Genomic DNA, 25988 nt, shown 5'->3' with positions numbered 1-25988 from the left:
TGTTGCTCTTTTCTGACTGAGTGTCTTTACGTGAGGGCTTTCTGCGGCACCCGAGAAAGCGAAAGTGTTCCTTCGCTCATCCAGTTGATCGCTATTCCTTTGAGCTGTTTATCCGGCCACTCCTTGCGGATCAGCTCTGCATATGCTGCAAGCTGAGGTAGATAGGTTGCGAAACGTGCCTCAGGATCCAAGCAGGTCCCGGATTTGTGGTCGACGATTAGCAGCCTGTTTTGGCCTTCGGCCAGCAAATCGATGATCGCATTGGTCTCAGAGCCATCTGCAGCCACTTTCTGAATAGGAAGTTCGAAATATAAACGATCAAATCCCTGATCGGAGAGCCAAGAAGTTAGAGCCCTAGCCTGCGTTTCAATCTCCTCAAGAGTGTCTTTCGACAGGCCGGTAGCGGCTTCCAGCTGATCTGCCTTATCTGGGTGTTGGGCGAGGACGCGCAATGCAAGATGCCATGCAGTTCCTCGGGCCGCAGGATCAGCCAGTGCGCGGTCTGAGATAGGTGATCCAAGATTGTACGTTGCCAGATGGCTTGCTGGTTCATCGATCTGGTTACCAAAAGTCGATGGGCTCCGCCGCCACGCTGTCTTACCAGTCAGACTCAACATCCGTCGCTCGCCGAAGAGAGCATACCCAACGTTTTCAACGATTCTTGTCGAGTCGGGGCTTTCGACATTGCCGTCGAAGATTCGAGCCTCAAACGCGCGTCCGCAGAGAGAGATTTCGCCGTCGATGACTGTAAGACCGGCCTGATCCCGTAGAATATCTATCATCCGCTCGGGTTGCGTGCGTGCTGTCTTCCGTTCCTTTGGGAGAACCAAGATCAGTCTATCCCGAGCTCGCGTCAGCGCGACGTAGAGCTTGCGGGCGGCATCTTTCATATCTTCGGGATGCCGCGCCTCAGCAAAGGCTTGCTGGCTCTCCGGGGTTGCGAAGTCTGGGAGGAAGCCTAGTCCAGCGTTGTCCAGCACACTCGCAAGATGATCAAAGCTTTCGAACTCTGCACGCAACGTCCCAGGTCGCTCAGCAATGCTTTGATCGAGGCCGGCCACGAGTGTTATCGGCCATTCCCGACCCTTTGCTGAATGCCATGTACAAATTTCAACGCCACTGCCTGACCAAGCGTCGCGGTCCGGGTGGCGATCCCAGTCTCTATCCGTCTGCCCTGAAATCCAACCCAGAAAAATCTGCATGTTGTTGCCATGGAAGCCTGCTGCGGCGCGCAGCCCGGGCAACATCCTGTCAAACTCCTTCGCTTCACCATCTAGGCGGGCCAAATCCGCCAGGGCCTGTGTTGCATCGGAAATGCCTGCAGCCCAGTCTCGTAACCCGGTGGACTGCAACACCAAGGCGACCGCATCAGCGATAGGAAGCGCTTCGATTGCTTGGTTCAACCCTCGTAGGGTTTCCAATGACTGATGTGTGTCCAGTATTCCATCCACGGCGTTGCGAAGAGCATCCTCCGCCGCCATTCGAGGTGGCCCGAGCGTCAGCCACGTGAGTGCCGCGTATTTATCTCCGGGGTCAGACGCGTAGGCCAACGCCGCGCGCGTTGCACGCATAGCGGGTGCGCCCAGCCAGCCCGCCTGCTGAATGCGGACAGGAATGCCATGTGCCTCAAGTGCTGCGGCGACGCTGCTGGCATGACCATGCGTGTAACAGAGGACGGCGATGTCTTCTGGGCGAACAGCCCGAAGCTCTTCTCGCGCTTTGTCGAACACTTGTGTTCCATCAGCCAGAAGATCAGCGACGCGGTTGGCGATGCTGGGAGCCGCATTTACGAAGTCACTTCGCGGCAAATTCAGAACTTCGAATGCCGTCTCACCGGTTTCAGCCCTCACTGGCGAAAGCACATCGTAGTTATCTGGGAAGAGTGTTGGCCCCAGCGTGTTCACCAGTTCCATGATCCGCGGATCGGATCGCCAGTTGCGGTTAAGCGGTGCAATAACATCCGGATTGGCCGATTGAAGTGCTGCTGACAGCCGGGCGTCTGCGCCCTGAAATCCCATGATCGACTGTTTGGTGTCTCCAACGATGAGTGCATGCTTGGCGCTACAAGCCAGCCGCCAAAGCAGGGCGAACTGAACCGGGTTTGTGTCTTGAAACTCATCGATCACCACACAATCGATCTCGCCAAGAACCGATTGCAGGATTGCGGGGTCTTTCCGCAGCAAGGTTTCGGTTTCGACGATCATGTCGGCATAGTCGATGAGCCCTGCTTCCCGTTTCGCAGCCTGATAGGCGGCGAGAACCTCCTGTGCACCGGTCACAATTGCAGTAAGATGGGCGCGAGCATCCGCCAGCGGCCCCGGATGGCGTGGCAAGAAATCTGCAGCGGCGACCACGGCAGCTGCACGTTCATCGTAGCCATCAGGGGTTTGTGAGCCCCGCTTCGACTGACGAAGATTTCTCAGTTTTTGCCATAGCTTCCAGTCGCCCTCCAAAACACCAGGCCCCAAAGCGCGGCGCAGGTCTTTGTGGTTGCCGGAAAAGTCCTTCACGGCAGACGCATTGCCTTGGAATTGATTTGCAAGATTGTGCGGAAATGCACCCAGAAGAGACTGCACAGCCCGTCTCAATGCATCTGTCAAAGCTGTACCATCAGCTTCGCATTCGCCATAGCCATCGGTCAATTCCGCCAGTGCAGAGTTCAGAATATCCGGAGAACCACCTCTCTCGCCCAAGCCTCGGATCAGGTCGACGGTTTGCAGGAGTTTCGCGCGGAATTTCTCCTCGGCACTCATGCCTGTCTGCGGATCCCAAGCATAGCCAAATCGAGCCAAGTCAGCCATCAACGGCTTCAACGCCTCACAACGCCCCATCTCCAAGCGGATAAGAAGATCGCGCTCGGGCTCTGTCAGAAGACGGCTCTCGGGGGAGCGCCCGCCGACGAAGGCATGTTCTGTCAGAAGCCGCTGTCCTAAAGCGTGGATAGTACCGATGTATGCTCGGTCAATTTCAAGCGCATCCCCGATGCGCCCCCGCGCCATCAATGCGCCGCGGATACGATCGCGCATCTCCGAAGCAGCAGCTTCTGTGAAGGTCACTGCCAAAATCCTGCTGGCAGCAATTTCGCCACCCACCACCCAATCGGCAAGCGTTTCTTTGATGCGATGGGTTTTCCCGGCCCCTGCTCCGGCAGGTACAAGCGTGAGATGTGTCATGCCTGGTCCTCCTCGGGCAAAGTGAAGGCCGCAACCAGCGGGTTGCCTTCGAGTGCGTAAGCTTTGATACCGCGCTCTTTCTCGAACCGCTTGGCATCTCCCTCTCGGTTTAATCGCACTGTACCAGCACCAACCTCTGCGACGGCATCCGCAAGATGCGACATTGCATTCTCAGAGACATCTCGGGAGGCAGCTTCGATACGGGCAAGGCCCGCTCCAAGGTCATCGGACAAAACCGTCGCGTCGCGTGTTGTGTGATAGGCGGTGACGATTTGCGCTCCATCGTCGACCAGTCGCGTCAGCGCGGTCTCTTCGTTGGGACGCTGCAGCATAGCGCGATAGAGTGCGACTTGTAGGTCCCAGCCCTTTGACATGCGGTCGCGGCGATTGCCGGCTCCTGATCTCTTGTGATCAACAACGAGAATCCGCCCGTCCGGCAACTGTAGCAGGCAGTCGGCCTTGCCATGCAAGAGCAGTCCACCGTGATCCCCGGCAAGATTGATCTCGTTGTGCAAAATGGTCGCGCCAGTTTCGTTCAAGAATCCGGCCCAAGTTCTTGCGACGTCAAGTGCCTCGCCCAAGAGGGATTGACGTTCTGTAGCCCAAGATGCGCCGCTGAGCCATCTTGCGTGTTTCTTGATCGCTGCATCCAGAATATCGGGCAGTGTTGCTTCCAAAGCGTCAATCGCCGAGACTGGCGCGTTTTCGGGGAAGGCGTCTTCGAGGACCTGATGTATAATTGTCCCGAGGGTCATGACATCGAGGGTTTCTGGTGCCCAGGTGCGGTCTTTCGCATCGAGTTCGTCGAGCAACCAGGCCAAGGGGCTCACAAGCAGGGATTCAAGACGCGAGGGCGATTGCGGCAGAATCCGCCCCGCATCATCATGCCGGATGCGGAGAAGATCGATGCCCGGTTTGTCTGGTGTCCCAAGACCACGGTTGAGCCGCAGAATACCATCTTCCGGGAGTTCAGCCCTGAACCCGTGCGAAAGGTGGGGCGTTACATGCCATGCCACGGGCCATTGATCACGCGGTAGAGCTCGAACGTCCTGCACAAGGTCTGTTGGTTTCTCAAACCCGAGCATATGGCTGATCAAGGCCAAGCCGGTGGAAGGCGACAAAGGTTCTCCGAGCAGATTTTTCGCCGGTGCGAGGAGTGTCAAACCTTCTGTCCCTGCGCAAAGTTGACGGCGGAAGAGTTCCAGTCCACGCGCGAGCTTCTTCCGGCGGCCCTTAAGTTGCAGTCCGGTATTCTGGCGGATCAGAGCAACTTCAGCCTCGGTGAAGAAAGGATCCGACCCAGGGCTGCGTGGCCAGCGGTTGCCGTTCATCCCCAGCACAAGTAGCTGGCGAACGGGCCGCCACGGAAGTGTATTCTCTGTGAAGAGCGATACCCCTTCCACAAACCGTTGATGTCCAGTGGCGTCAACCTGGTGTGGAACCGCCAGCTTGTGAAGCAGTGCCCAGTCGAGCGTTTCGCGGGTTACTGCGCGCAAGGGCGCGATGCGCGGTTGCAAGTCCGTATCTGGTAGAGATTTATCGATCGCGCCCAGACGCGCGAACAATTGCTCCGGGGTATGCGATGGATGCAGTGCGTCCAGCAGCTCCTTCGCTGATCCAGTCAACTGAGAGGCAGTCTTGGACCAGCCGTAAACCATTACTTCACGGGCCATTTGATGACCAACGTAGCGCGCCCATGGCATCAAAGGAGAGATGTAAAGGGATGCCAGCGCCGTGCGCGGTGCAGGCACGGACAACAGGACCAGCAGGAGCGAAAGAAGTTCGCCTGTCAGGTCTCTCCTGGCCGCTTCCTCCGGCGCACCCGCAAGCGGCAGACCGAGTCGTTCGCAGCCTTCCTGCATTGCCAACATGTAGGCGGGGTCATCGGGCACCAAGAACCCTATTTCGCCAGGGCCATCAACGCAGCCGTCATCAAGCATGCGTTGGGCAAGTGCCGCTGCAAATTGTACTTCGTCTCTCGGATCACGCAGCCCGAAACAGGACACCGTGGAATCACGGTCGACTGGGTTCGTCGCCGTACCCAAGTGTTCTTGGACCATACCGTAGCAACCAACTGCCGACTCATCACCTCGCGGCTGGCGCTGCCTCCAACTTGTCTGAACTGCTTCGGGTGCAGCGCCGTGTTGGCGGGTCAGAGCTTCCACTAGGGCAGCTTCTGCCGCATCAGCGTGTGGACACGGCGACGGATCAAGGATCGGCAGTGGCTCGAGTGCATCTTTCGCTTCAGAACAGATCACGCGCGCCCATGCCGCCAATGGCTCAGGCAAACTGCCCAAGTCCTTCCAAAGTTCTTTCAAGGCAGCGAGGTGTGTTTTCGCACGACATTCCGGCAATGCCGAAACATCGAGTTCAGTAGGACTGAGGCTCTGCGTAGATCGAACCACAGCTGTGAGAGCTGCTTCGATGGCGCGCGTTGTCTCTGCTGGAGCGGCCTCAAAGCTGGCGCTCCAAGGTGCGTTCCGTCCTTCGAGGGTGGCAATCAAGTCCAAATCACAGGGTTTAGGAGCGAGATAGGTTTCGCGTAACAGGTCATCCGTCACATAGCGCACGGCTCCGGTAATTGGGTTGGCGGTCAACAACGGATCAATGCGCATCAGTGGTACTCTTTTGGAAATTATGTTGGAGAAAATGCTTTTTAACTATCTTAACTACTCTACCCTTAAGTTGAAAAGACTCAATCCAGTGCTCCCTTAAAATGAAAAGTTCACGTCGGCAGGGCTATGAGAGTCAGCGTCGGCTTGGGTTCACCGTATGGGATCAAGCTCAGCTCTCAAGGTTCGGGGTCCTATTTAGGTTCCTTCAAGCAGCCAAAACTAACCTCTCCCCTCGGAGATCGTCTGGATCAATGCTATTGTCCTCATCACTGCCTTTGCTGTTGAAGCAGTATAGATTTGTGATCCTTGTACCATCCCAGTTGTATCGGAAATGCTCACACTGAACCGCTTGGCCCAGAACGTCACCCGTCAAAATAGCTACTTTCGTACCTGTTGGACGTTCGGGGCAGTTGAATAGAACACCATCAAATCTATCTTCGCTCCTGCGCTCCAAAATGGATCTCCCGAATGCTCTTCGGGTCTCGAATGACATATCTGACTTAATACCGCGAGCATCCAAAAAATCGCCTTCCACGGGTCTACTTACCATTCGCATATCCACCCCAATTGGAGGCTCGGAAGTGCGACTCAGAAATAGCTCGCGCTTTGCCACAGACACAGCAAGTGCCGTTTGCTTGTCTGCCGAAAGCTCAAGGCATTTCGTAAATTGGTCAAAAAACCAACTTCCCTCAGGATTAGAATAAGTGAACGGAGCATGGTTCCAATTCTGTAGCTTTGGCGATCGTTCATATTGTGCATCAGGCGTTGCCCCAATGGCCCGATGCTTCTCTCGAAGGCGCGGATTGTATAACTCAGCAATTTCCGCCACTTCTTCGTGCCGACCGGAGGAGATTCTGGTGTACAGCGCAACTGGAGGAAACCGGGAAGGGATCAAAACGAAGTAGTTTCCGTTTTGCCTCGTGATTGGTAGTTTATCCGCCTCGTTGAGCATCTAGGTATTCTCTCACTTTGTAGATATCGACGACGCTACCGCCCATCATGTGTTCTAGGGCACTTATGTCGCCGAAATACTTGTTTGGGCGTTTTATCCAACTGTCCGCCGACAAGGGATCGGGGAGCAGGATTTGCAGGCACTTATATATTCCAAGTAGGTGCGAAATTCGTTCAATTGTGTCATTCGGTAGATTTCCTCCTTCTTTCTTCCACTTGAAGAACGTTGAGCGGCCGGGAGATCCCAGCAGCCTAATTTGCTCCTCAGTTGATAGCTTCCAGTCATCCGCGAGGTTCGAAAAGGCTTCCATCATTGCTGGAATCGTTTTTGCTCCCGCGTCGCTTCCGACGGCGGGATTAAGCTGTGGCATTCATCTTCCCTCCAATAGTCCAAAAATGGACTTGTATTCACAAAAGTCTCGATATAGATAAGTCCGTATCGGGACTTGTGAGGAGTATTAGTCCAAGAATCCCGAGATGCAAGTGAAACTTGTCGTTTGACGGCAAAGAACAAAGGACTGCTGCCATGCAGAGTATGATCGACATTGAAGACTGGGTGCGCGCCCAGCCAAACGCGCAAATTCCTGAAGCTGAGAGCTACCGTTTGCGTTTGTGGGACGGAGATGGCTTTGACGAAAAACGCTCGCTGAGCGATGCTAAACCGTCTGGTCGGCAGATTCTGGATGCCTTTGACCAATCGCCGGCCGATGAGTATGTGTTGCTCTACCTCCCTCGTCGCAAAAAGCTGGAGGTGATCGAACTGGACGACATCATCGATCTGCGAGCGCGGGGCCCAGAGCGCTTCTTCGCATTCAAGACCGATCGTCTCTTGAACTTCATCGTGAACGGACACCGGTTCAGCTGGGGGGCGTCAACGATTTCCGTCGCTCTTATTCGGCTCATCGCCCGGATTCCTGACAATGAGACCCTTTTTCTGGAGCGCGCAGACGCACCTGATAAGGAACTCGCTGATGACGATGCTGTCCGTCTGTCAGGCAAAGGTCTCGAACGGCTTGTTTCTCGCCAGCCGTCCTGGAAGCTCAACGTACAGGGTGTGTTGCTGACGCTGACATCTCCTGTCGTTGTGGTCAAAGATGCCTTGGCGCAGGCCGGTTTCGATCCGAGCGCTGGATGGATTGCGATCCTGAAGCGGAAGGGTGAAGCGAAACTCCAGGTAGCGCTGACCGATACGATCGATTTGACCCTACCGGGGATCGAAAAGCTTCGGCTGACTCCGGCTCAGATCAACAATGGCGAGGTGCAAACAGCGCCTCGCCGTGAATTCGGACTGTTGGAAAAAGACGAGGCATATCTGAATGAGCGCAGCTTGCACTGGGAGACCTTTGTCGATCGTGGTCGCCGTTGGCTGCTGCTTAGCAACTTCGTGCTGCCAGAGGGCTATAATCACTCGTTTGTCGACATCGCAATTGATGTGCCGCCAACCTATCCTCGGTCTGAGATAGACATGTTTCATTGCTTTCCCCACCTGACGCTCAGCAATGGCCGTGTCATTGGCGAAACATCGGGGCGGACAGCCATCGCAGGTCAGACCTTCCAGCAGTGGTCCCGTCATCTGAACGGTCAGACGCGTTGGAACCCGGCGACCGACAGTGTGATGACACACATTGCTGTTGTTGAAGCTGCGCTTTTGAAGGAGGTGGGCGAATGACTAGAAGCCTCACCTTAACAGAGCGTCAGCACGAGGAACTACGGGGCATGCTGTTTCCAGGCGATGGCTTGGAATCAGCGGCAATCCTGATCTGCAGGTACACCGGTCCGAAACGTGAAAGACTGATCGTTGCCGATATCTTGAACGTGCCTGATAGGGCGTGCGCTACACGTAAACGAGATTTTGTTAGCTGGCCAGGTTCAAGTATCGAAGAGGCTATCGACAAGGCCGAACAAGATTCCGACGCCATCGTGTTGGCCCACAGCCATCCTGGCGGCGGGCTCAAATTTTCTCGTGTCGATGATGCGAGCGACCGCGTAACTATGCCGGGATTATTCGCGGCAATCGAAGCAGATGGTCCCTATCATGGGTCCGCAATCATGACGCCAGACGGAGCGATGAAAGCCCGCGTGTATGACGAAATTGGCGGGCATCAGGAGATTAACCAAGTCTGGCGCGTTGGGAGGAACATTACGAACCTCACTACGCTCAGTGCATGCCATATCATGCCCTTTGGAAAGCAGATGACCGATTCCTTTGCGCGTCAGACCGCATGCGTGATTGGTGTGTCCGGTACTGGATCTTTGGTCGCCGAACTGTTGGCGCGTAAAGGTGTCGGCCATTTGATTCTGATCGATTTCGACACAATCGAACACAAGAACCTCAACCGTATCGTCAATTCCTCCATCGCGGATGCTGATGAGAACCGATCCAAAATACAGATGATGGTCGAGGCTATTGCGCGATATGCACCCAATACCAGAGTCACCATCATCGATGCGCCAATTGATGAGCGAAAAGCGGTCGTCGCAGCATCATCTGCTGATATTCTGTTCTCTTGTGTGGACAGCATGGTCGGCCGGAGCATCGCTGAACTAATTTCACGGCACTGTCTGATCCCATTGATCGATATGGGTGTCACGATTCCGACACGTAGGGATGCAGATGGACATCCTCACGTTGCAGACGTTTGCGGGCGCATCGATTTCGTGAGCCCCGATGGGCCAAGTCTGACTGATCGAGGAGTGGTGACTGCGGAGGGATTGCGCGCGGAATACTTATTTGCCAACGCGCCTGAAGCAGCCAAACGGGAGATTGAGGCTGGGTACATCTCGGGGATTCACGAAGAGGCGCCCTCCGTCATGGCATTGAACATGCGGGCTGCCTCCGATGCTGTCTTGGAATGGATAGAGCGTCAGTATCTCTATCGGCTCGACGGTAGTACTGGCTTTGCGCGCACGCTCTTCTCTCACGCTGCGGGCGAAGTTGAGTTCTTTTCGGAAGGTGATTTCGTGTGCGATTCAGCACACGGCTTAGCGCAAGGCCTCGTCGAGCCACTACTCGGAATACCGGGCCTGGCGCGGCCCGCCCGAAAGGATGCGGCATGAGTTTTGGTTTTTGGCTCAGATCCCTTTGGCAGCGTCATGGTCCCAAGAGACGACTTATCGTCGTCGAAGGAGATACACCCCCTGCTCCGATCCCATCGCGTCACGTTTATCTCTGTCGCGACGACGGCGATAATTGGTCAGTAGCTATGCGGTGCCCTTGCGGTTGCGGGGATGACCTCGAGCTCATGCTGTTGAAAGAGGTGAAGCCCAACTGGTCGCTGAAGACCAAAGAAAACGAGGCTCCGACCCTTCGGCCATCAGTTTGGCGAAAGTCTGGTTGTGGTTCACATTTTTGGCTCCGTAATGGACATATCCACTGGTGCTGAAGGAACTACCCTTTCCCTTATCCCGCTGATCTTCGATCCGGGCGAGACCTACCGATTTGACCGGAGCCCCGAGATTCTGGAGATCGACGATGCGACCACCACTGTGAAGGTGGGGCGCATACCCGCTTGTGTTGCAGGCCGCTGTTGCCGGTCAAGGCATTGCCCTTGGCTGGGGCAGGAAAACCGAAGGCATGATTGCAGGGGGCAAATTGATCCGACCCTGTCGCGAGAAAGTGGAACGGCCGACCGAGATTTCGGTTTTCCGTGGCAACGTGCGCAACCTGCATTCAAAGACTGATGATCTAGTCGAGTAGTTAACAGAAGAGCTAGAGGCTTAGCGGGCGTTCATTCAAGGTGCAGCATTCGTCTTTAGGCTTGAAGCTGCGGTTCTCTGCAACTCGTGTCAGCGACGGTTCCTGCCCAAAGCGAACACTCACCTCAGCGGCTGAGAATGGCGGCTTTCATGAGCAATTTGATAGTAGCATGCTTGTAAGACGCCCATTATGTGCCCGAAAGCATCCTTGAAATACGCAGCGCATACCGATCAGTCATGCCCGAAATAAAATCCGCCATGCTATGCAGGGCCTGCTCAACATTCGAGATTCCTCTGAGATCGAGTAGCAGCGCCCTCTCTACCTGCTTTGAATGATCATCCAAACTTTTTCGATCCCAATTATTGGTGGCAAGCTGCTCGTAAACGGGCAGGATACCGGACAAGACATTGCCGATAATCCGGTGGCCAGAAACTTCCAATTCAGTCTTTCGCCGGGCAGTGAAGATCCTCTTCTTGGAGAGATCCTTGATTTCCTCAAACTGCTTACTCAGCTTCCCCGCCTCGACCAACGATTGAGAAAAAGTGCCTGCCATAATCGCACTGTAGTTTGCCTTGAAAGCCTCAAGGCAATTTTCGATGCCCTTTCCGATGGCTACTGCGCGTAGATAAGCGATCTGTTCGGCTTCGCTCATATCCGAGGTGTCCCGATTGGGCTTGTCAGCAAGGTCAAAAAGCGCTCGACGCACGACATCAAACTGGAGTTCGCCGGTGGTAAAAGCGTCTTCGAGATCAACGATGTTGTAGCAAATGTCGTCCGCTGCCTCGACCACGAACACCAACGGGTGACGCCGCCACCAAGTATTCGACCCAACTTCAACTTTTGTCAGATTGAGCGCTTGAGCGACTTCTTCAAAAAGAGGCAGCTCAGAGTTGAAAACACCAAATTTTTTTCCGCCGAAGTATCCATCTTCCTTGTAGGCCAAGTCTGAGAGACCCTCCTTGGTCGCTGCGCTGAGGGGATACTTCATGAAGGCACCAAGCACCGCCTTTGATAGTCGCATGCCGCCATCGTTGCGATACATTTCCGTTCTGGCGATGATACGGAACCCCTGAGCATTTCCCTCAAATGCGCAGAACTCTTCCTGCAAGATCGGGTCCAGGTCAGCGAACATTCCTTTGGCATTCGTAAACTTATCCGAGAACCATTCGCCAATTGCGTTCTCGCCAGAGTGCCCGAACGGAGGGTTGCCGATGTCATGCGCAGCGCAAGCAGCTTGAACGATATTGGCCAGACTGTTTTCCTCACCCTTGTCGATGATCTCATGCTCAACTAGCCATTGCCCGATTGCCATCGCCAGTGATCTTCCGACGCTGCCGACTTCAATGGAATGGATCAGACGGTGGTGAACATGGTCATGCTCGTAGAGTGGCTGCACCTGAGTTTTATTCGCCAGACGCCGAAAAGGCTCCGAGAAAACAATTCGGTCGTAGTCCTGTGTAAAAATCGATCTGTTCACTTGTTCCGAGTACTTTGGATCGTGCAGTCGTTCGTTCGACAGCAAGGTGCTCCATTCCATTTCAATAGTCCTTCGCTCAATAAAACAGATCGCAGCTTGATTACCTGAAGTTGTTTTGCTCTTAAAGCAAAGAAGGACCGCTTTCCGCTCTGACGCCCCAAAGCAGTAGACAGCCCATAGTCCCAGTCATTTGTAATTCGTAGGTCCGTGGATCGGGTCCGTGTGGCGCTTGGCCTGGCCACGTTGTTCCAGTTCGATAGACCAGGGCAAACACACCCGCAGCGAATGCCCGGGTTGCAGGATGTCGTATTTGGTCAGCTCGTTTGACTTTGCAAAGTCCGACTTCTGCGCATTGCTTTCGTTGGTGCAGATTGAAGCGGATGTCAGCAATTCGCCTGAGGCGCTGAATCCAGAGTTAAAGACCTTATGTGCCGCGGCAGTTATTGGTAGCTAGGACACCAGCGAACTAAGCTGTGAGCCACCCGCCAAAACCGCCAAATTTGATAAAAGTTGTCGTCCTACCCGACAAAAGTTGCGATTCAAGCCGGACAAGTTGCGATTCTTACCGGACGACACACACACCGATGAACTGGCTGGGGTGGTAGGATTCGAACCTACGATACACGGTACCAAAAACCGCTGCCTTACCACTTGGCTACACCCCAACGGTGAGGCGCTGTCTACGATTGTTGGTTGGAGGGTTCAAGGGCTTTCGAGTGAAAAAAACTGACTTGGAGCAAAAATTTTTTTCCACGCTCCCGACGATCCAAATTGGTAAAATTTCCGGTCATGGATTGCCTATCTGGAAAAGGATTTATTGGTCACAAAGCCCATGGGAAAGGTCTGAAAGTGTTGAACACAGCCACTGTGTTCGAAGGGCGGAGGGTCTTTCACCCACGTTCTGAGCGGCGTTTTGAAGCTGGGAAATACATTGACTTGGAAATTCGCCCCGGAATTGCAAACGCCTTTCATTTGCAGGGAGCGGCATCTAAAATATTGAAATTAAATTATAAAAAAACGAAACTGGGTTGTGGAATTCCTTGAAAATACGTAGCAATGCAAATGCACTGGTACCCCGCGTTACAGGAGACGAAGATGAAGCTGAACCCGAATGTCGCAGAAGCACTGAACCGTCAGATCAACAGTGAGCTTCAGGCATCCTATATCTACCTTGCCATGGCCGCATATTTTGAATCGCAGGACCTGCCAGGATTCGCGCAGTGGTTCCGCGGCCACTCGGATGAAGAACAAACACATGCCATGCGTATCTTCGATTTTTTGGCGCAGCGCGGCGGGAGAATCGAGCTGGAGGGTATCGACACACCCAAGATGGACTATGACTCGCCGGTCGAGGCGCTGGAATATGCGCTTGCCAATGAAGAAAAGGTCACAGGTCAGATCAATGCGCTGTTTGAACTGGCGCAAGGGGTCAAGGAATACAGCACGCAAAACATGCTGAACTGGTTTTTGGCCGAGCAGAACGAAGAAGAAGACTTGTTTGGCAAGATTCTCGACAAGACCAAGGCGGCCAATGGCGATCGGTGGAACCTGTTGCTGTTGGACAAGGATATGGGCACGCGACCCACCCAGGCTACGGAATAGGCGACGGGACGGCTGCGGTCGCCCCCGTTACTCGCGGATTTCAGAGGGGTCGACTCCCCATAGGCTCGATTTCCGGGCCCAGCCGCGGTAACCGCCAGCAGAGATTTGGCACCAGTCCAGGCTGCAACTACCTAGGCGCGCCACCACCCCGGATTCGAATTGGGCACTGATCTGCGCATTTGGGTCGGGGCTGGCATAGACAGGCAGCATTTCGGATTCGATCAATACGGTCCGCACGCCGGACAGTAGGGCATAGTGAACCCATCCGCCGGCACCGTCACGGTCCTGAACCTTGCGCCAATTGCCGTATTCAGCCGTGATTTGCAGCGGCATGCCGCGCCGTTTGAACACCCAGTCGATTCGATGTGTTAACGAAGGACCACGCCGAACATTGCCCTCGGCGGCCTTCATCGAAACATATCTTGGCAATGGCAGGTTGGTCACAGGGCCGCGGGCATCCTGTGCGCTGGCAGCCAAAGTGCCCAGCACAAACAGAAATACGGACAAAACCACCAGAAGGCGGCGTTTTACCGATAGAAAACCACTCACTGACTGCCTGCTCTTGTGCCTGTTGATTTGGTTCCGAAAAAAGGTCGTCTCAATGCGTTGGGGTTCTTGTGCCCCGCCTTATCCTGCGCCACGATGCCATGGCGCGCGAAGGTTTGCAAAGCGATGGGAGGGCGAAAGTGCCAAGAGAACGTCTGAGTGTTGTTGTAACGCGACGGTTGCCCGAGGCAGTGGAAACCAGACTGAGCGAGTTGTTCGACGTCCAGCTGCGCGAGGATGACACCCCCATGTCGCGCGAAGAGCTGGTCGCAGCAGTTCAGAGTGCAGATGTCCTTGTTCCAACGGTGACCGACACAATTGATGGCGGTTTGCTGGGGCAGGCGGGCGAAAACCTGCGCTTGATCGCCAATTACGGGGCCGGTGTAGACAATATTGATGTGTCGACGGCACGACAGAGGGGCATTCTTGTTTCCAACACCCCCGGTGTGCTGACAGACGATACGGCCGATATGACCATGGCATTGATCCTTGCGGTCACGCGGCGTTTTCCCGAGGGCGTTGGTGTGATGCAACGGGGGGATTGGACCGGCTGGGCGCCGACCGCACTGTTGGGTGGGCGGATCGGTGGACGTCGCCTTGGCATTCTGGGCATGGGTCGGATCGGCCAGGCCGTGGCCCGCCGTGCCCGTGTCTTTGGAATGCAGGTGCATTACCACAATCGTCGTCGCCTACGCCCTGAGGTCGAAGACGAGTTGGAAGCCACCTATTGGGAAAGCCTAGACCAGATGGTCGCTCGGATGGATGTTCTTTCAATTCATTGCCCGTCGACCCCGTCTACCTTTCATCTGATGAACGCGCGTCGGTTAAAGTTGCTGAAGCCCTCGGCGGTAGTTATCAACACCTCTCGGGGTGAAGTGATTGACGAGAATGCGCTCACGCGCCTGATCCGATCGGGTGATATCGCAGGCGCGGGGTTGGATGTCTACGAACATGGCACTCAAGTGAACCCGCGTTTGCGGCAATTGCCTAATGTTGTTCTGCTGCCTCATATGGGATCGGCCACGCTGGAAGGCCGGATCGAGATGGGCGAGAAAGTCATTATCAATATCAAGACCTTCGAAGACGGGCACCGCCCGCCGGATCAGGTTGTGCCATCCATGTTGTGACGCAGCCGCGCCGAAGGAACAATTTTTCAGGAGGATACGATGCGACGAAATCTGATATCAGGATTGTTTGTGACGGCATTGACCTTTGGCGGGGCGTCCTTTGCGCAGGAAACAGCGGATGCGGTAGCACCCGAGGGTGCCTCGGACGGGCAGGTTCAGGGCCTGACCGACGAAGTGATTGCCTCGCTTGAGGCGAAGTTGGCCGGTCAGCCCGTAACTTCGCAGAACTGGATGGTTGCTGCGGCGAACCCGTTGGCCGTTGAGGCCGGAGCCAAGGTTCTGCGGGCCGGAGGGTCTGCGGCGGATGCCATGGTCGCGGTGCAGGTCGTGCTGGGGTTGGTCGAGCCTCAATCCTCGGGCCTTGGCGGCGGCGCGTTTCTGGTTTGGTACGACGCGGCAACTGGCAAGTTGACCACGCTGGATGGGCGCGAGACGGCTCCGCTGGAAGCGAACCACCGCCTATTCCACGATGAGAATGGTGAGCCCTTGCAATTCTACGATGCCGTTGTGGGGGGGCTGTCAGTCGGTACGCCCGGTACGCCAGCGTTGCTGGAAGAGGCGCACCGGCGTTGGGGTCGCAGCCCGTGGCCCAGCCTGTTTCAGGATGGCATCACGCTGGCGGATGAAGGGTTCCTTGTATCTCCGCGATTGGCCACTTTGGTCGAGGCAGATGGTGAGAGGTTATCGCGTTTTCCTGTGACGGCTGAATACTTCCTGCCCGGTGGTACGCCTTTGCAGCAAGGTCAGCGCCTGATGAACCCGGACTATGCGAACACGTTGCGTGTTTTGGCCAGTGAAGGGTCGGCCGGGTTCTACGGCGGTGAAATCGCCGCCGGCATCGTCAGCACGGTGCGCGGAGCGCCCGGAAATCCCGGAGTTCTTTCCGGCGTAGATCTGGCGCTATATCAGGTGATTGAACGCGAACCGGTCTGCGCGGCCTATCGTGTTTATGAGGTTTGCGGCATGGGGCCGCCCTCATCCGGGGCGCTGACGGTCGGTCAGATCCTTGGCATGCTAGACGGGTATGATCTGACCGCGATGGGCCCCGAGGATGCGAATGCTTGGCGGTTGATCGGCGATGCGTCGCGTTTGGCCTTTGCGGATCGCGGCCGTTACATGGCCGATCACGACTATGTACCGATGCCCACGCAGGGTCTGGTCGACCCCTCCTATCTGTCTGAACGCGGGCAACTGCTGGGCGGCGAGGGCGCGTTGATCGAAGCGACCCCGGGCAATCCAGAGTTCGATCACGCGTCGAACTGGGCGGATGATGTTTCGCTCGAGTTGCCCTCGACCTCGCATATCTCGATTGTCGACCAATATGGCAATGTGCTGTCGATGACCACGACGATTGAAAACGGGTTCGGCTCACGGTTGATGACTAACGGGTTCCTGCTGAATAACGAACTGACCGATTTCTCGTTCAAAACCCACAGCGATGGTGTTCCGATTGCTAACCGGTTAGAGCCCGGCAAGCGGCCTCGTTCCTCGATGAGCCCGACGATAGTCATGCAAGATGGCAAACCGGTATTGGCCATCGGATCACCCGGTGGAAGCCGTATCATTGGCTATGTCGCCAAGTCGATTATCGCCTGGGCTGATTGGGATATGGATGTACAACAGGCGTTGTCACTGCCGCATCTGGTTAATCGCTTTGGCACCTATGATGTGGAACAAGGCACCGCAGCCGAAGGGTTCTCGGACCCGTTGATCGAGCTGGGGTTCGAGGTGAACCCGCGCGATCTGACGTCTGGCCTGCATGCGATCGAGATCGGAGAGGTCCTAACCGGTGGCGCTGATCCACGTCGCGAAGGCATCGCGCTGGGCGAATAAAAGGAAAATTACATGGTGCAGGCAGCAGCGTTGCCGCGAAACGAGGCCGGGATTGAAACGGCTGTCAGTATTCTAAAGCAGAGGTTTGGTGATCGCCTGCAAACCGGCGTTTCAGTCCGAGAACAACATGGCCACACGACAACCTGGATCAACAATCAGGCCCCGGACGCGGTGGTTTTTCCCCATTCGACCGCGGAAGTATCCGAGATTGTCAAAACCTGTGCCCAGCACAAGGTGCCGGTGATCGCCTTTGGCACTGGCACATCGCTGGAAGGGCATGTGAACGCCCCGGCGGGTGGTATCTCGGTCGACTTGGGCCAAATGAATCAGGTGCTGGCCGTGCATGCAGGTGATCTGGATTGCGTCGTGCAATCAGGGGTGACGCGAGAAGACCTGAATACCCATCTGCGCGATCAGGGCCTGTTCTTTCCCATTGACCCCGGTGCCAATGCATCGCTGGGCGGTATGGCGGCAACGCGGGCCTCGGGCACCAACGCGGTGCGCTATGGCACGATGAAGGACAATATCCTAAGCCTTGAAGCGGTCATGCCCGATGGTCAGATCATCCGCACCGGCCACAGGGCACGGAAATCCTCGGCCGGGTATGACCTGACCCGCTTGCTGATTGGGGCCGAGGGCACGCTGGGCATAATCACCGAACTCACCCTGCGCCTGCAGGGCATCCCCGAGGCGATAACCTCGGCCCGGTGCTCCTTTCCAACAGTTGATGCGGCCTGTCAGGCGGTGATGATGACGATCCAATACGGCGTGCCCGTGGCCCGGATCGAGCTGTTGGACGAACTCTCAGTCAAGGCAGCCAACGCCTATTCCGGGCTTAACCTGCCGAAAACGCCTTTGCTGCTGTTGGAATTCCACGGATCGGAATCCGGCGCAGTTGAGCAGGCCGAAACCTTTGGTCAGATCGCTGAAGAGTTCGGTGGTACGGATTTCGCCGCCACTTCAACAACGGAAGAGCGCAACAAGCTGTGGCAGGCCCGGCATGATATGTACTGGGCCAGTCTGCAATTGCGCCCCGGTGCGCGGGGGATTTCCACCGATGTCTGCGTTCCGATCTCGCGCCTGGCGGAATGCGTCACCACGACCCGGGACAAGGCCAAGGAACTGGGCCTGATGGCACCGATCGTGGGGCATGTGGGGGACGGGAATTTTCACACTCTGCTGTTGATCGACATGGACAACGCCGATGAGGTGGCGCGGGCGGATGGGTTTGTCGGTTGGCTGAACGATCTGGCCATCTCGATGGAGGGCACGTGTACCGGTGAGCATGGAATCGGGCAGGGCAAGCGACCCTATCTGATCAAGGAACTGGGCGCGGCGGTCAGCTATATGGATGCAATCAAAAAAGCACTCGACCCGGACAACATCATGAACCCTGGGAAAATCCTGTCGAATGCAGATTTCGACCATCGTTAAAATTTCGGGCTGAAAGCCACAAGGCTGCCCAAATTCCATTCTATCTTTCGCAAAAATGAGCAGCGATTGATTTTGGAATCTCAGATGGGCATTTTGCGGATTTTTGGTTTTATGGTGGTCGTAATATCGACTATTGTGGGCCTTGATTATTACCAACAGGGCAAAAAGCACGAAGGCACTTTGTCCGTCAGTGGTTATGTCGAATCGATCAAGCACCGTTTTGCGCAACAACAGGAAGAGCGTGAGGCCAAAGCCGTCGAACGTAACCGGAAAAAACGCTGGAAAGCCGGGGCCAAGTCTTATCTGCCAGCAGCCAGCGCCGGATGGGCACAATTTGAGCTGACCCAGATGGACAGCGCGCCCGTCGATACGGTGCTTTCGAATTATGCCCCGATCCCCCTGATCAGTTCGGTAACTGGTACGGCTGAACTGATGCGTCTGGTGAAAGGCGGCAAGAAAGGGATCGCGCGCAAGCTGAGCGAAACCGGGCTGGTATATGCCAAAGGTGATGAGGTCGTCTGGTTCGACATCAGCCTCAAACCTAAATCGGCGCGTAACTCGCTGGCGGGCATGGCCCTTTCGCGGCAGCAAAATTTCATGTCGCATACCGCGATCAAACAGGGTTTTGCGGTGATTGACGGTGTCGCATTCATGGAAATCACTCAGGACCTGACCAATCCCACCGAAGCGGTGGATTATCGCAGGATCATCGGGCGGATCGGGATTGACGAAGAGGTTGTGATCCGGATGGGCACTAATGCCGATGACGCCACGATTCTAGAGCTTTTGGAGGCCGTCGATTATGCCGCCCTTAACACTTTACTGACTTATCCGTCGCTTGTGGTGGGGCAGGGTGTTTCGGTCCAGCAAGACCGCCAGCCAGAGGTCGCCGAAAAGATGGATCAGCTGTATAAGGAAATGCAGTTGGTTCAGGAAAAGATCACCGATGAAAAGCTCAAGAATCTGGATGTCACGGCGATGATGGTCAATTCGATGACGGCGTCGGATTTCAACAGCGATGGCATCATGGATATTACCGGGGGTGAGGTATTCGAAAATCAGGACATCCTGCAAATCGGATATGGTCGGGCGCAAAAACTGCTGTTGGACTCTGATCAGCGCCAGGCGGCTTTGGCAGAAGAGGACCAGGCCAAAGGATCAGGGTTTTTCAACAGGCTGAAAAACAAGCTGCCAGCCTTTGCCGCGCCCAAGTACAAGGATACGGCAGTGAAACCGGCCCCGAAAAAAACCTCGCAACCAGTGCGCGTGCATAAGGGCGGGTTAGGGACGTCCTGCGCGCAGGTTGGCAGCATCAAGCGGTGTTCAGCCTCGGGGCAATAACGCCAATCACGATGATTCCGCAGTCTGTTTACGGTAGCGGGTCGTTTTTTTTCTCTCACTGGTCGGATGAATGTCGCGCCGGGTGCTTCAAATGCGCCATATGGTGTCAACTGAATTCAAGGGGAGACGCCCGGTTATGAAAACCCAAGTCAAAGCATTGGTTGTTGGCGGCGGCGCCGTTGGGACCTCGATTGCCTATCATCTGGCCAAAGCGGGTTGGGATGATGTGATGTTGATTGAACGGGATGAGCTGACGTCCGGCTCGACCTGGCACGCCGCTGGCCTGCTGCCGTTGTTCAACATGTCCTACGCGACAACTCACATCCACAAGTACTCGGTCGACTTCTACAAGACGCTTGAGGAAGAAACCGGTCTGAACGCAGGGTTTGCTGTGGTCGGCAACCTGCGCATGGCCCAAACGCAAGAACGTATGGACGAATACATGCTGTATGCGTCCACCGCCGAGACCTGCGACGTTGCATATGAATGGCTGACCCCGGACCAGATCAAGGAACGCTGGCCGCTGATCGAGACGTCGGACCTGAAGGGTGCGATCTACCACACTGAAGATGGTTACATTAACCCGGCCGACGTGACGCAGGCGATGGCCAAAGGCGCCCGTCAACGCGGCGTCGATATCGTCCGCAAGATGCAAGCCGATGCGTTCCACTGGAACGGTACCCACTGGGAAGTCACCTGCACTAAGATGGTCGAGAAGGGCGGCAACCTCATTCCTTCGGATGAGCAGGTTGTTATCACCGCCGAGCATGTCGTCACCGCTTCCGGAAACCACGCGCAGCGCACGGCCAAGATGCTGGGCATCAAAATGCCTGCGATCCCGGTCGAGCACACCTTTATCGTCATGGACAAAGACCCCGAGCTGGTCAAATGGCGCGAAGCTGGCAACCCCGAACACCCTGTTGTCCGTGATGCTGACAACGAATCTTACGCCCGCGAGGAACGTGGCGGCTGGATTCTGGGTATTTACGAACACGGCGCGCCTGCGCAGTTCGAACACGGCGTTCCGGACAGTTTTCGCGCGGACCTGTTCCCGCTGGATCTGGACCGGATTGCTGATCAGTACATGGCGATGGCCGAACGCGTGCCGTCCTGCGCCGAGTCTGGTCTGAAAGACGATTTCAACGGCCCGATCTGCTATACCCCCGACGGCAACCCACTGGTTGGTCCGGCTCCGGGCCTACGCAACATGTGGCTGGCTGAGGGTTTCAGCTTTGGTATCACGGCTGCAGGCGGCACCGGCTACTATCTGGCACAGATGATGGTGGATGGCGAAGCCGAGATCGACATGGCCTCGCTGGACCCCAAACGCTACAGCAGTAACTGGATGACCACCGAGTTCGCGGCCCGCAAGAACGAAGAATGCTATGAGCACGTCTACATCCTGCACCACCCGGATGAAGAGCGTGAAGCCTGCCGTCCGCTGCGGACTGTTCCGGCCTACGACCGTCAGAAAGCACGCGGCGCGCAGTTCGGTTGGGTTAACGGATGGGAACGTCCGAACTACTTCGGTCCCACCGATGCGCCAGATAACTTTGATAAGGAAAGCCGTTCGTTCCGTCGTGGTGGCTGGTGGCAATACGCCGTCGAAGAGGCCAAAGCGATCCGTGAAGGCGTGGGTCTGGTCGACGCGTCCGCGTTTACCAAGCATGTCGTCAAAGGCCCCGGTGCTACCCAGTTTCTGGACTGGTTCACCTGCAACAAGCTGCCCAAAGTTGGTCGTATCAACCTGACCTACGCGCTGACCTCGCATGGCACCACCCGAACCGAATACACCATCGTCCGCAATGGCGAGAATAACTATTACATCGTCTCAGCCGGCGCTTGGACCGAATATGACGCCGACTATCTGCGTAAGGCGGCTGAGGACAAGATGGAAGAGTTCGGCTACATCGAAATCCAGGACGTAACCACCCAGTGGGGCGTCTTCGCCATCGCCGGACCCAAGTCGCGTGACGTTCTGAAAGAGCTCATCAAGGACGCCGATCCGGAAACCGCGCTGTCCAACAAGCGTTTCCCGTGGCTGTCGGCCCGTCAGATCGAACTGGGCATGTGCCCGGTCAACGCGATCCGAGTGGCCTATACCGGTGAACTGGGCTGGGAACTGCACCACCCGATCGAAATGCAGAACTACCTGTTCGACTTGCTGGAAAAAGCGGGTGAGAAGCACGGTATGAAGCTGGTTGGCGCGCGCGCCCAGAACTGGTTGCGTCAGGAGAAATCCTATCGCGCCTTTGGAACCGAACTGGGCCGCGACGCGACCCCACTGGAAGCTGACCTGCCGCGTTTTGTCGACCTGTCCAAGGACTTCCACGGCAAGGCCAAGCTGGAAGAAACCGGCGTGCGTGTGAAGTGCTGCACTTTGTTGATCGACGGGCCGGACGATGCCGACCCGTGGGGCCGCGAGGCGCTGTATACGCCAGAAGGCGAGCGTGTGGGACGTCTGACTTCGGGCGGCTACTCGGTGGCGTTCGAAAAGTCCATCGGTATGGGCTACGTGAAACCTGAAATGGCAGTCCAAGGCACCAAGCTGAAGGTCAAAATTCAGGACAAGCTTTGGGATGCGGTCGTGACCTGCGACAGCCCCTACGATCCGAAAAACGAAACCATCCGCAAGGACGGTTAACCCGGACAGAGAACAGGCGGCGCAGAGGTGCCGCCTGTTTTGCTATTGGCCCGGCTTTTCCGCGATAAAGGCCAGGTTGTTTGCAGGCATCTCAACGATTTCGACAATGGTTAGGTTCTGGTCGCGCATCAGCGCGGCAATGTCATCGTCATCCTTATACCCGATCTCAGCGTCTTGCTGGACCAGAGCATCGTGAAAGCGTTGGTCGCCATCGCTGGTCAATTGCCCCGAACGTTTGAATGGTCCGTAAAGGATAAACCGCCCCTTGGGGGCCAACGCCTGCGCGGTTTCGGTCACCAGCATTTGTGTTTCCGGCCAGCTGATCAGATGCACCAGATTGATCAGGACGATCAGGTCCTGACCGGCGAACTCGGTGTGCCAACCTTGCGCAGTGGCGTCCAAAGCCACTGCGTCCACAACGTTGGGCAGATCGGCAGCATAGGCTTTGATGCTGGTTATCCGCTCGACCTCGACTTCGGTCGGTTGCCAGATGAGGTTTGGCAGGCACTGGGCGAATGCGCTGACATGCTGGCCGGTGCCGCTGGCAATTTCCAGCGCCCGGCCTGCCTTGGGGGTCCATTGAGCCAGTAGGTCACACAAAGCTTCGGCATTGCGGGTCGCGGCAGGGGCGACAAGCCGCCCGTCCTGACCTTCGGTGGCAACGCTGGCGTTAGAGGGGAGGGTTCTTTTACTCATCGACGCAACCTTTTCGGGCTGAGGGCAGCAATGATTTCAGGGTCCAGTTCAGATGTCGCGCCGGTTGTCAGATCAGCAACCAGTTGCGAAGCCGCCGGAGAGGTCTGGAACCCATAGCCACCCTGACCCGCAGACCAGACAAAGGACGGATCAGACGGATCGGGCCCCAATACCAAAGTTCCATCCGGCGCGAAGCTGCGTAGCCCTGCCCAGTTTACCTCAACCCGGGTGACGGGTTCGGTCACCATCTCTTCGTACCGGGCCAGCCCCTCAGCCAACACCATGTCATCGGCGTAGGCATCCTGCGGTGGTACGGGATCGGCCTCGCACGGGGAAACCAACAGTTTGCCTGCATCGGGCTTGGCATACCATGTCTCACCCGCGCCCAACATCATCGGCCAGCCGCTCAGGTCATGCCCGCCGGGGGCAGGCAGCCGCGCCATCGACCTGCGTTTCGGAATTATTCCGATTGGTGCAATCCCCGCCATCACGGCGATCTCGTCAACCCAAGGGCCGGCAGCATTGATCAGGATGCGGGCTTCAAAGACTTCCCCAGCCTCGACGACCCAGCGCCCATCCTTGCGAATGGCGGTGACCCTGGCCTTGGTCACCACGTCACCGCCATTGCCGCGAATGGTGCGGGCGAAATCCTGCAGCAACCGGTCCGTGTCGATATCAAATGCCCCACTGCTGAGCGCTGCGAACCCAAGAGTGTCGGGGTTCAGGATTGGCACACGTGCCAGCGCCTGCGCCGTTTGGATCACCTGCATATTCAGATCATGGACGTCCCGTTCAAAGATTTCGGCCTGATCCTTACGACCAACCAACATCAGATCGCGGGGCGTCAGATACCCGCCGTTTTCAGCTCGCATAAACGCGGCACTGGCCCTGTTCAGCGCAACGACGGAGGGCGGACCATAGTTTTCCTCGAACAACGCGGCGGACCGGCCAGACGCGTGATAGCCCAACGCATCCTCAGCCTCGAGCACAGTTACCCGACCGTGATATGACAGGCGTGCCCCAGCGCTCAGACCGGCGATACCGCCGCCTATGACAAGAAAATCAATCATATGTCCCCTTTTCACCGCGTAACTATTATGGCGAAACCGATCGTCCTAACCTGTCTGGAACTCTAAGCAGGCTTGAATTTGCGCATCAACCCATCCAAAGAAGTAACAAGCAATAACAGGAGGGCAGGGTGAGTACCGCAGATCTACACCCGATGGCCACGGGGCATATTCCGTCCTACGTGACCCAGGCGGACGGCAGTGATTTTCTTTTAACGTTCATGTTTGTGTTTACCGTTTTGGTGATTGTTCTGATCGGGGTTGGATATTTCACCCTGCATTCGATCCCCGAAAAGATAGCGCACGAATCCAACCACCCTCAGTTCCAGTTGGTCGGGATACTGGCCTTGCTGGCGCTGTTCACCCATAACGGGTTGTTCTGGGTCGCCGCCATTCTGGTGGCTGGGTTCCAGTTCCCCGATGTGGCCGCTCCACTCAGAGCCATTGCGGATGCAATCCGATCTTTGGGCAATCAACGCCCCGAAGGCCCCGCAACGGCCCAACCCACCGAACCCACCGCGCAGCAGGAGCATTAGAATATGCTTGAGACATTGATGTGCGCGCTGGTGACGGTGCTGCCCGACTATCTGTTTCGCCGCTACGTTCAGGGTAAGCGGATCGGGCATGAAATCACGCTGTTCACCATGTGGTACGAATTGCGCTGGGGTCTGACCACTTGCGCCATTCTGGCGCTGACAGTGATCACCACGCTGTTTTATTTTCATCCCGCCAGCAAAACCGCGGCCTCGTATTTCCGCACCGTGACGATCCTGCCGCAACTGGGCGGGCGTGTGTCCGAGGTTTATGTGCGCAACAACGAAACGGTGACCGCTGGACAGCCGATCTTCCGGATCGAGGATTTCACACAGAGAGCCATGGTCGAGGCCGCGCACGCCGATATAGCGCAGGTTCAGGCATCGCTCAGGGTGGCGCAGACCGATCTGGCTGAGGCTGAGGCTGGCATCGCCGGGGCACGCGCTGCGTTGGATCAGTCGCTGGAGGATCTTGAACGCAACACCACGCTGCGGGACGAAGGGTCCAGCGCCGTGCGTCTGGCCGAGATTGACCGGCTGGAAAACCTGGTAGCCGAGCGTGAGGCACAATTGCGGGCCGCCGAGTCACAGCGCGCAGCAGTCGTGCAGCAGATCGAGGAGTTGATCCCCGCTCAACTGGCCAGCGCCAACGCTCAGCTGGACGCTGCCCTGACCGAGCTGGACAAAACCGTGATCAGCGCCGGGGTCACTGGCCGGATTGAACAGTTTGGCCTGCAGGTCGGCGACTATGTCAGCCCTCTGTTGCGTCCGGCAGGTATCTTGGTGCCGTCACACTCGGGCCATGATCGGTTTCAGGCCGCTTTCAACCAAATGTCCGCTCAGGTTATCAAGCCAGGAATGATCGGAGAGCTGGGTTGTATGACCAAGCCGTTCACCGTGATCCCGATGGTCGTGGTTGAGGTGCAGGATGTTATCCCCTCGGGCCAAATTCGCCCTTCGGATGAGCTGCGGGATGTGCAGGCCAATACCAATCCCGGATCAATCCTGGTGTATATGGAGCCGCTTTATAAAAGCATGGCCGATGACATCCCGCCGGGCAGCAACTGTCTGGCCAATGTCTATACCGACAACCACGAACGGCTAGAGCATGAGGATTTGGGTTTCTGGAAATCTGCAACGCTGCATGTGATCGACACGATTGGCGTTGTTCACGCTGCGGGCCTGCGCCTGCGTCTGATCCTGATGCCGGTGAATACGTTGGTTTTGACCGGTCATTAAACCAACCCCGGCC

The 25988-nt window shown here is 56.3% G+C and carries 20 protein-coding genes and 1 tRNA gene; 11 read left to right on the top strand and 10 right to left on the bottom strand.

Annotated elements, in window-relative coordinates; genetic code table 11:
* Window positions 1-26: 26 nt before the first annotated feature.
* The 4 genes from ACR0AJ_RS05285 to ACR0AJ_RS05270 all read right to left on the bottom strand — a co-directional run bounded on the left by ACR0AJ_RS05285 (window position 27) and on the right by ACR0AJ_RS05270 (window position 7110).
* On the bottom strand, window positions 27-3173 hold the full coding sequence (locus ACR0AJ_RS05285) for a UvrD-helicase domain-containing protein (protein ID WP_155148031.1): 3147 nt from the start codon (window positions 3171-3173) through the stop codon (window positions 27-29).
* Complete coding sequence (locus tag ACR0AJ_RS05280; RefSeq protein ID WP_480740277.1) at window positions 3170-5788, bottom strand: RecB family exonuclease; 2619 nt, start codon at window positions 5786-5788, stop codon at window positions 3170-3172. The genes ACR0AJ_RS05285 and ACR0AJ_RS05280 overlap by 4 nt, the downstream gene beginning before the upstream one ends.
* 205 nt (window positions 5789-5993) lie before the next feature.
* On the bottom strand, window positions 5994-6740 hold the full coding sequence (locus ACR0AJ_RS05275) for an RES family NAD+ phosphorylase (RefSeq protein ID WP_196223516.1): 747 nt from the start codon (window positions 6738-6740) through the stop codon (window positions 5994-5996).
* A complete protein-coding gene (locus ACR0AJ_RS05270) occupies window positions 6721-7110 on the bottom strand; it encodes an MbcA/ParS/Xre antitoxin family protein (protein ID WP_209016276.1) in 390 nt (129 codons plus the stop codon). The genes ACR0AJ_RS05275 and ACR0AJ_RS05270 overlap by 20 nt, the downstream gene beginning before the upstream one ends.
* Window positions 7111-7229: 119 nt before the next feature.
* Here ACR0AJ_RS05270 and ACR0AJ_RS05265 point away from each other — a divergent pair, with 119 nt between their 5' ends.
* The 3 genes from ACR0AJ_RS05265 to ACR0AJ_RS05255 are packed head-to-tail and all read left to right on the top strand — an operon-like array spanning window position 7230 to window position 10122.
* Window positions 7230-8408 (top strand): multiubiquitin domain-containing protein, encoded by a 1179-nt coding sequence (locus ACR0AJ_RS05265; protein ID WP_480740275.1) that lies wholly within the window; start codon window positions 7230-7232, stop codon window positions 8406-8408.
* Window positions 8405-9796 (top strand): ThiF family adenylyltransferase, encoded by a 1392-nt coding sequence (locus tag ACR0AJ_RS05260; RefSeq protein WP_155148037.1) that lies wholly within the window; start codon window positions 8405-8407, stop codon window positions 9794-9796. The genes ACR0AJ_RS05265 and ACR0AJ_RS05260 overlap by 4 nt, the downstream gene beginning before the upstream one ends.
* Window positions 9793-10122, top strand: coding sequence for a ubiquitination-like system serine protease family protein (locus ACR0AJ_RS05255; RefSeq protein ID WP_256372811.1), 330 nt, complete (start codon window positions 9793-9795; stop codon window positions 10120-10122). The genes ACR0AJ_RS05260 and ACR0AJ_RS05255 overlap by 4 nt, the downstream gene beginning before the upstream one ends.
* Before the next feature lie 501 nt (window positions 10123-10623).
* On the opposite strand, the gene dgt is transcribed toward ACR0AJ_RS05255, so the two are convergent.
* From dgt to ACR0AJ_RS05240, 3 genes are all read right to left on the bottom strand, one after another.
* Window positions 10624-11973 carry a dGTP triphosphohydrolase gene (gene dgt, locus ACR0AJ_RS05250; RefSeq protein WP_480740273.1) on the bottom strand — a complete coding sequence of 450 codons (1350 nt, stop codon included), beginning with the start codon at window positions 11971-11973 and terminating at the stop codon, window positions 10624-10626.
* A 126-nt stretch (window positions 11974-12099) separates the two neighbouring features.
* Window positions 12100-12303 (bottom strand): hypothetical protein, encoded by a 204-nt coding sequence (locus ACR0AJ_RS05245; RefSeq protein WP_155148040.1) that lies wholly within the window; start codon window positions 12301-12303, stop codon window positions 12100-12102.
* 200 nt (window positions 12304-12503) lie between these two features.
* Window positions 12504-12578, bottom strand: a tRNA-Gln gene (locus ACR0AJ_RS05240).
* A 430-nt stretch (window positions 12579-13008) separates the two neighbouring features.
* On the opposite strand from ACR0AJ_RS05240, the gene ACR0AJ_RS05235 reads away from it, so the two are divergent.
* A complete protein-coding gene (locus tag ACR0AJ_RS05235) occupies window positions 13009-13515 on the top strand; it encodes a ferritin (RefSeq protein ID WP_480740271.1) in 507 nt (168 codons plus the stop codon).
* A gap of 27 nt (window positions 13516-13542) precedes the next feature.
* Here the strand turns inward: ACR0AJ_RS05235 and ACR0AJ_RS05230 are convergent, their stop codons facing one another.
* Window positions 13543-14031 carry an SH3 domain-containing protein gene (locus ACR0AJ_RS05230; RefSeq protein ID WP_425081164.1) on the bottom strand — a complete coding sequence of 163 codons (489 nt, stop codon included), beginning with the start codon at window positions 14029-14031 and terminating at the stop codon, window positions 13543-13545.
* Between the two features lie 170 nt (window positions 14032-14201).
* Here ACR0AJ_RS05230 and ACR0AJ_RS05225 point away from each other — a divergent pair, with 170 nt between their 5' ends.
* The 5 genes from ACR0AJ_RS05225 to ACR0AJ_RS05205 all read left to right on the top strand — a co-directional run bounded on the left by ACR0AJ_RS05225 (window position 14202) and on the right by ACR0AJ_RS05205 (window position 22440).
* On the top strand, window positions 14202-15188 hold the full coding sequence (locus ACR0AJ_RS05225) for a 2-hydroxyacid dehydrogenase (RefSeq protein WP_170349330.1): 987 nt from the start codon (window positions 14202-14204) through the stop codon (window positions 15186-15188).
* A 39-nt stretch (window positions 15189-15227) separates the two neighbouring features.
* Window positions 15228-17021, top strand: coding sequence for a gamma-glutamyltransferase (gene ggt, locus ACR0AJ_RS05220; RefSeq protein WP_480740270.1), 1794 nt, complete (start codon window positions 15228-15230; stop codon window positions 17019-17021).
* A gap of 12 nt (window positions 17022-17033) precedes the next feature.
* Window positions 17034-18455 (top strand): FAD-binding oxidoreductase, encoded by a 1422-nt coding sequence (locus ACR0AJ_RS05215; RefSeq protein WP_480740268.1) that lies wholly within the window; start codon window positions 17034-17036, stop codon window positions 18453-18455.
* A gap of 66 nt (window positions 18456-18521) precedes the next feature.
* Window positions 18522-19796 (top strand): hypothetical protein, encoded by a 1275-nt coding sequence (locus tag ACR0AJ_RS05210; protein WP_480740266.1) that lies wholly within the window; start codon window positions 18522-18524, stop codon window positions 19794-19796.
* A gap of 136 nt (window positions 19797-19932) precedes the next feature.
* Window positions 19933-22440, top strand: a complete 2508-nt coding sequence (locus ACR0AJ_RS05205; protein ID WP_480740264.1) for a GcvT family protein — start codon at window positions 19933-19935, stop codon at window positions 22438-22440.
* A 42-nt stretch (window positions 22441-22482) separates the two neighbouring features.
* Here the strand turns inward: ACR0AJ_RS05205 and ACR0AJ_RS05200 are convergent, their stop codons facing one another.
* Together ACR0AJ_RS05200 and ACR0AJ_RS05195 are read right to left on the bottom strand one after the other, a co-directional pair.
* Window positions 22483-23136, bottom strand: coding sequence for a DUF938 domain-containing protein (locus ACR0AJ_RS05200; RefSeq protein WP_170374171.1), 654 nt, complete (start codon window positions 23134-23136; stop codon window positions 22483-22485).
* A complete protein-coding gene (locus ACR0AJ_RS05195; protein ID WP_480740262.1) occupies window positions 23133-24206 on the bottom strand; it encodes an NAD(P)/FAD-dependent oxidoreductase in 1074 nt (357 codons plus the stop codon). The genes ACR0AJ_RS05200 and ACR0AJ_RS05195 overlap by 4 nt, the downstream gene beginning before the upstream one ends.
* A 128-nt stretch (window positions 24207-24334) precedes the next feature.
* Between ACR0AJ_RS05195 and ACR0AJ_RS05190 the strand changes: the two genes are divergently transcribed.
* Entirely contained in the window at window positions 24335-24739 is a 405-nt protein-coding gene (locus tag ACR0AJ_RS05190) for a hypothetical protein (protein WP_480704179.1), read from the top strand.
* 3 nt (window positions 24740-24742) lie between these two features.
* A complete protein-coding gene (locus ACR0AJ_RS05185) occupies window positions 24743-25975 on the top strand; it encodes an HlyD family secretion protein (protein WP_170374176.1) in 1233 nt (410 codons plus the stop codon).
* Window positions 25976-25988: the final 13 nt, after the last annotated feature.

Source organism: Ruegeria sp. CJ9 (assembly GCF_056536625.1).
This window is presented reverse-complemented; position numbering and strand designations above follow the sequence as displayed.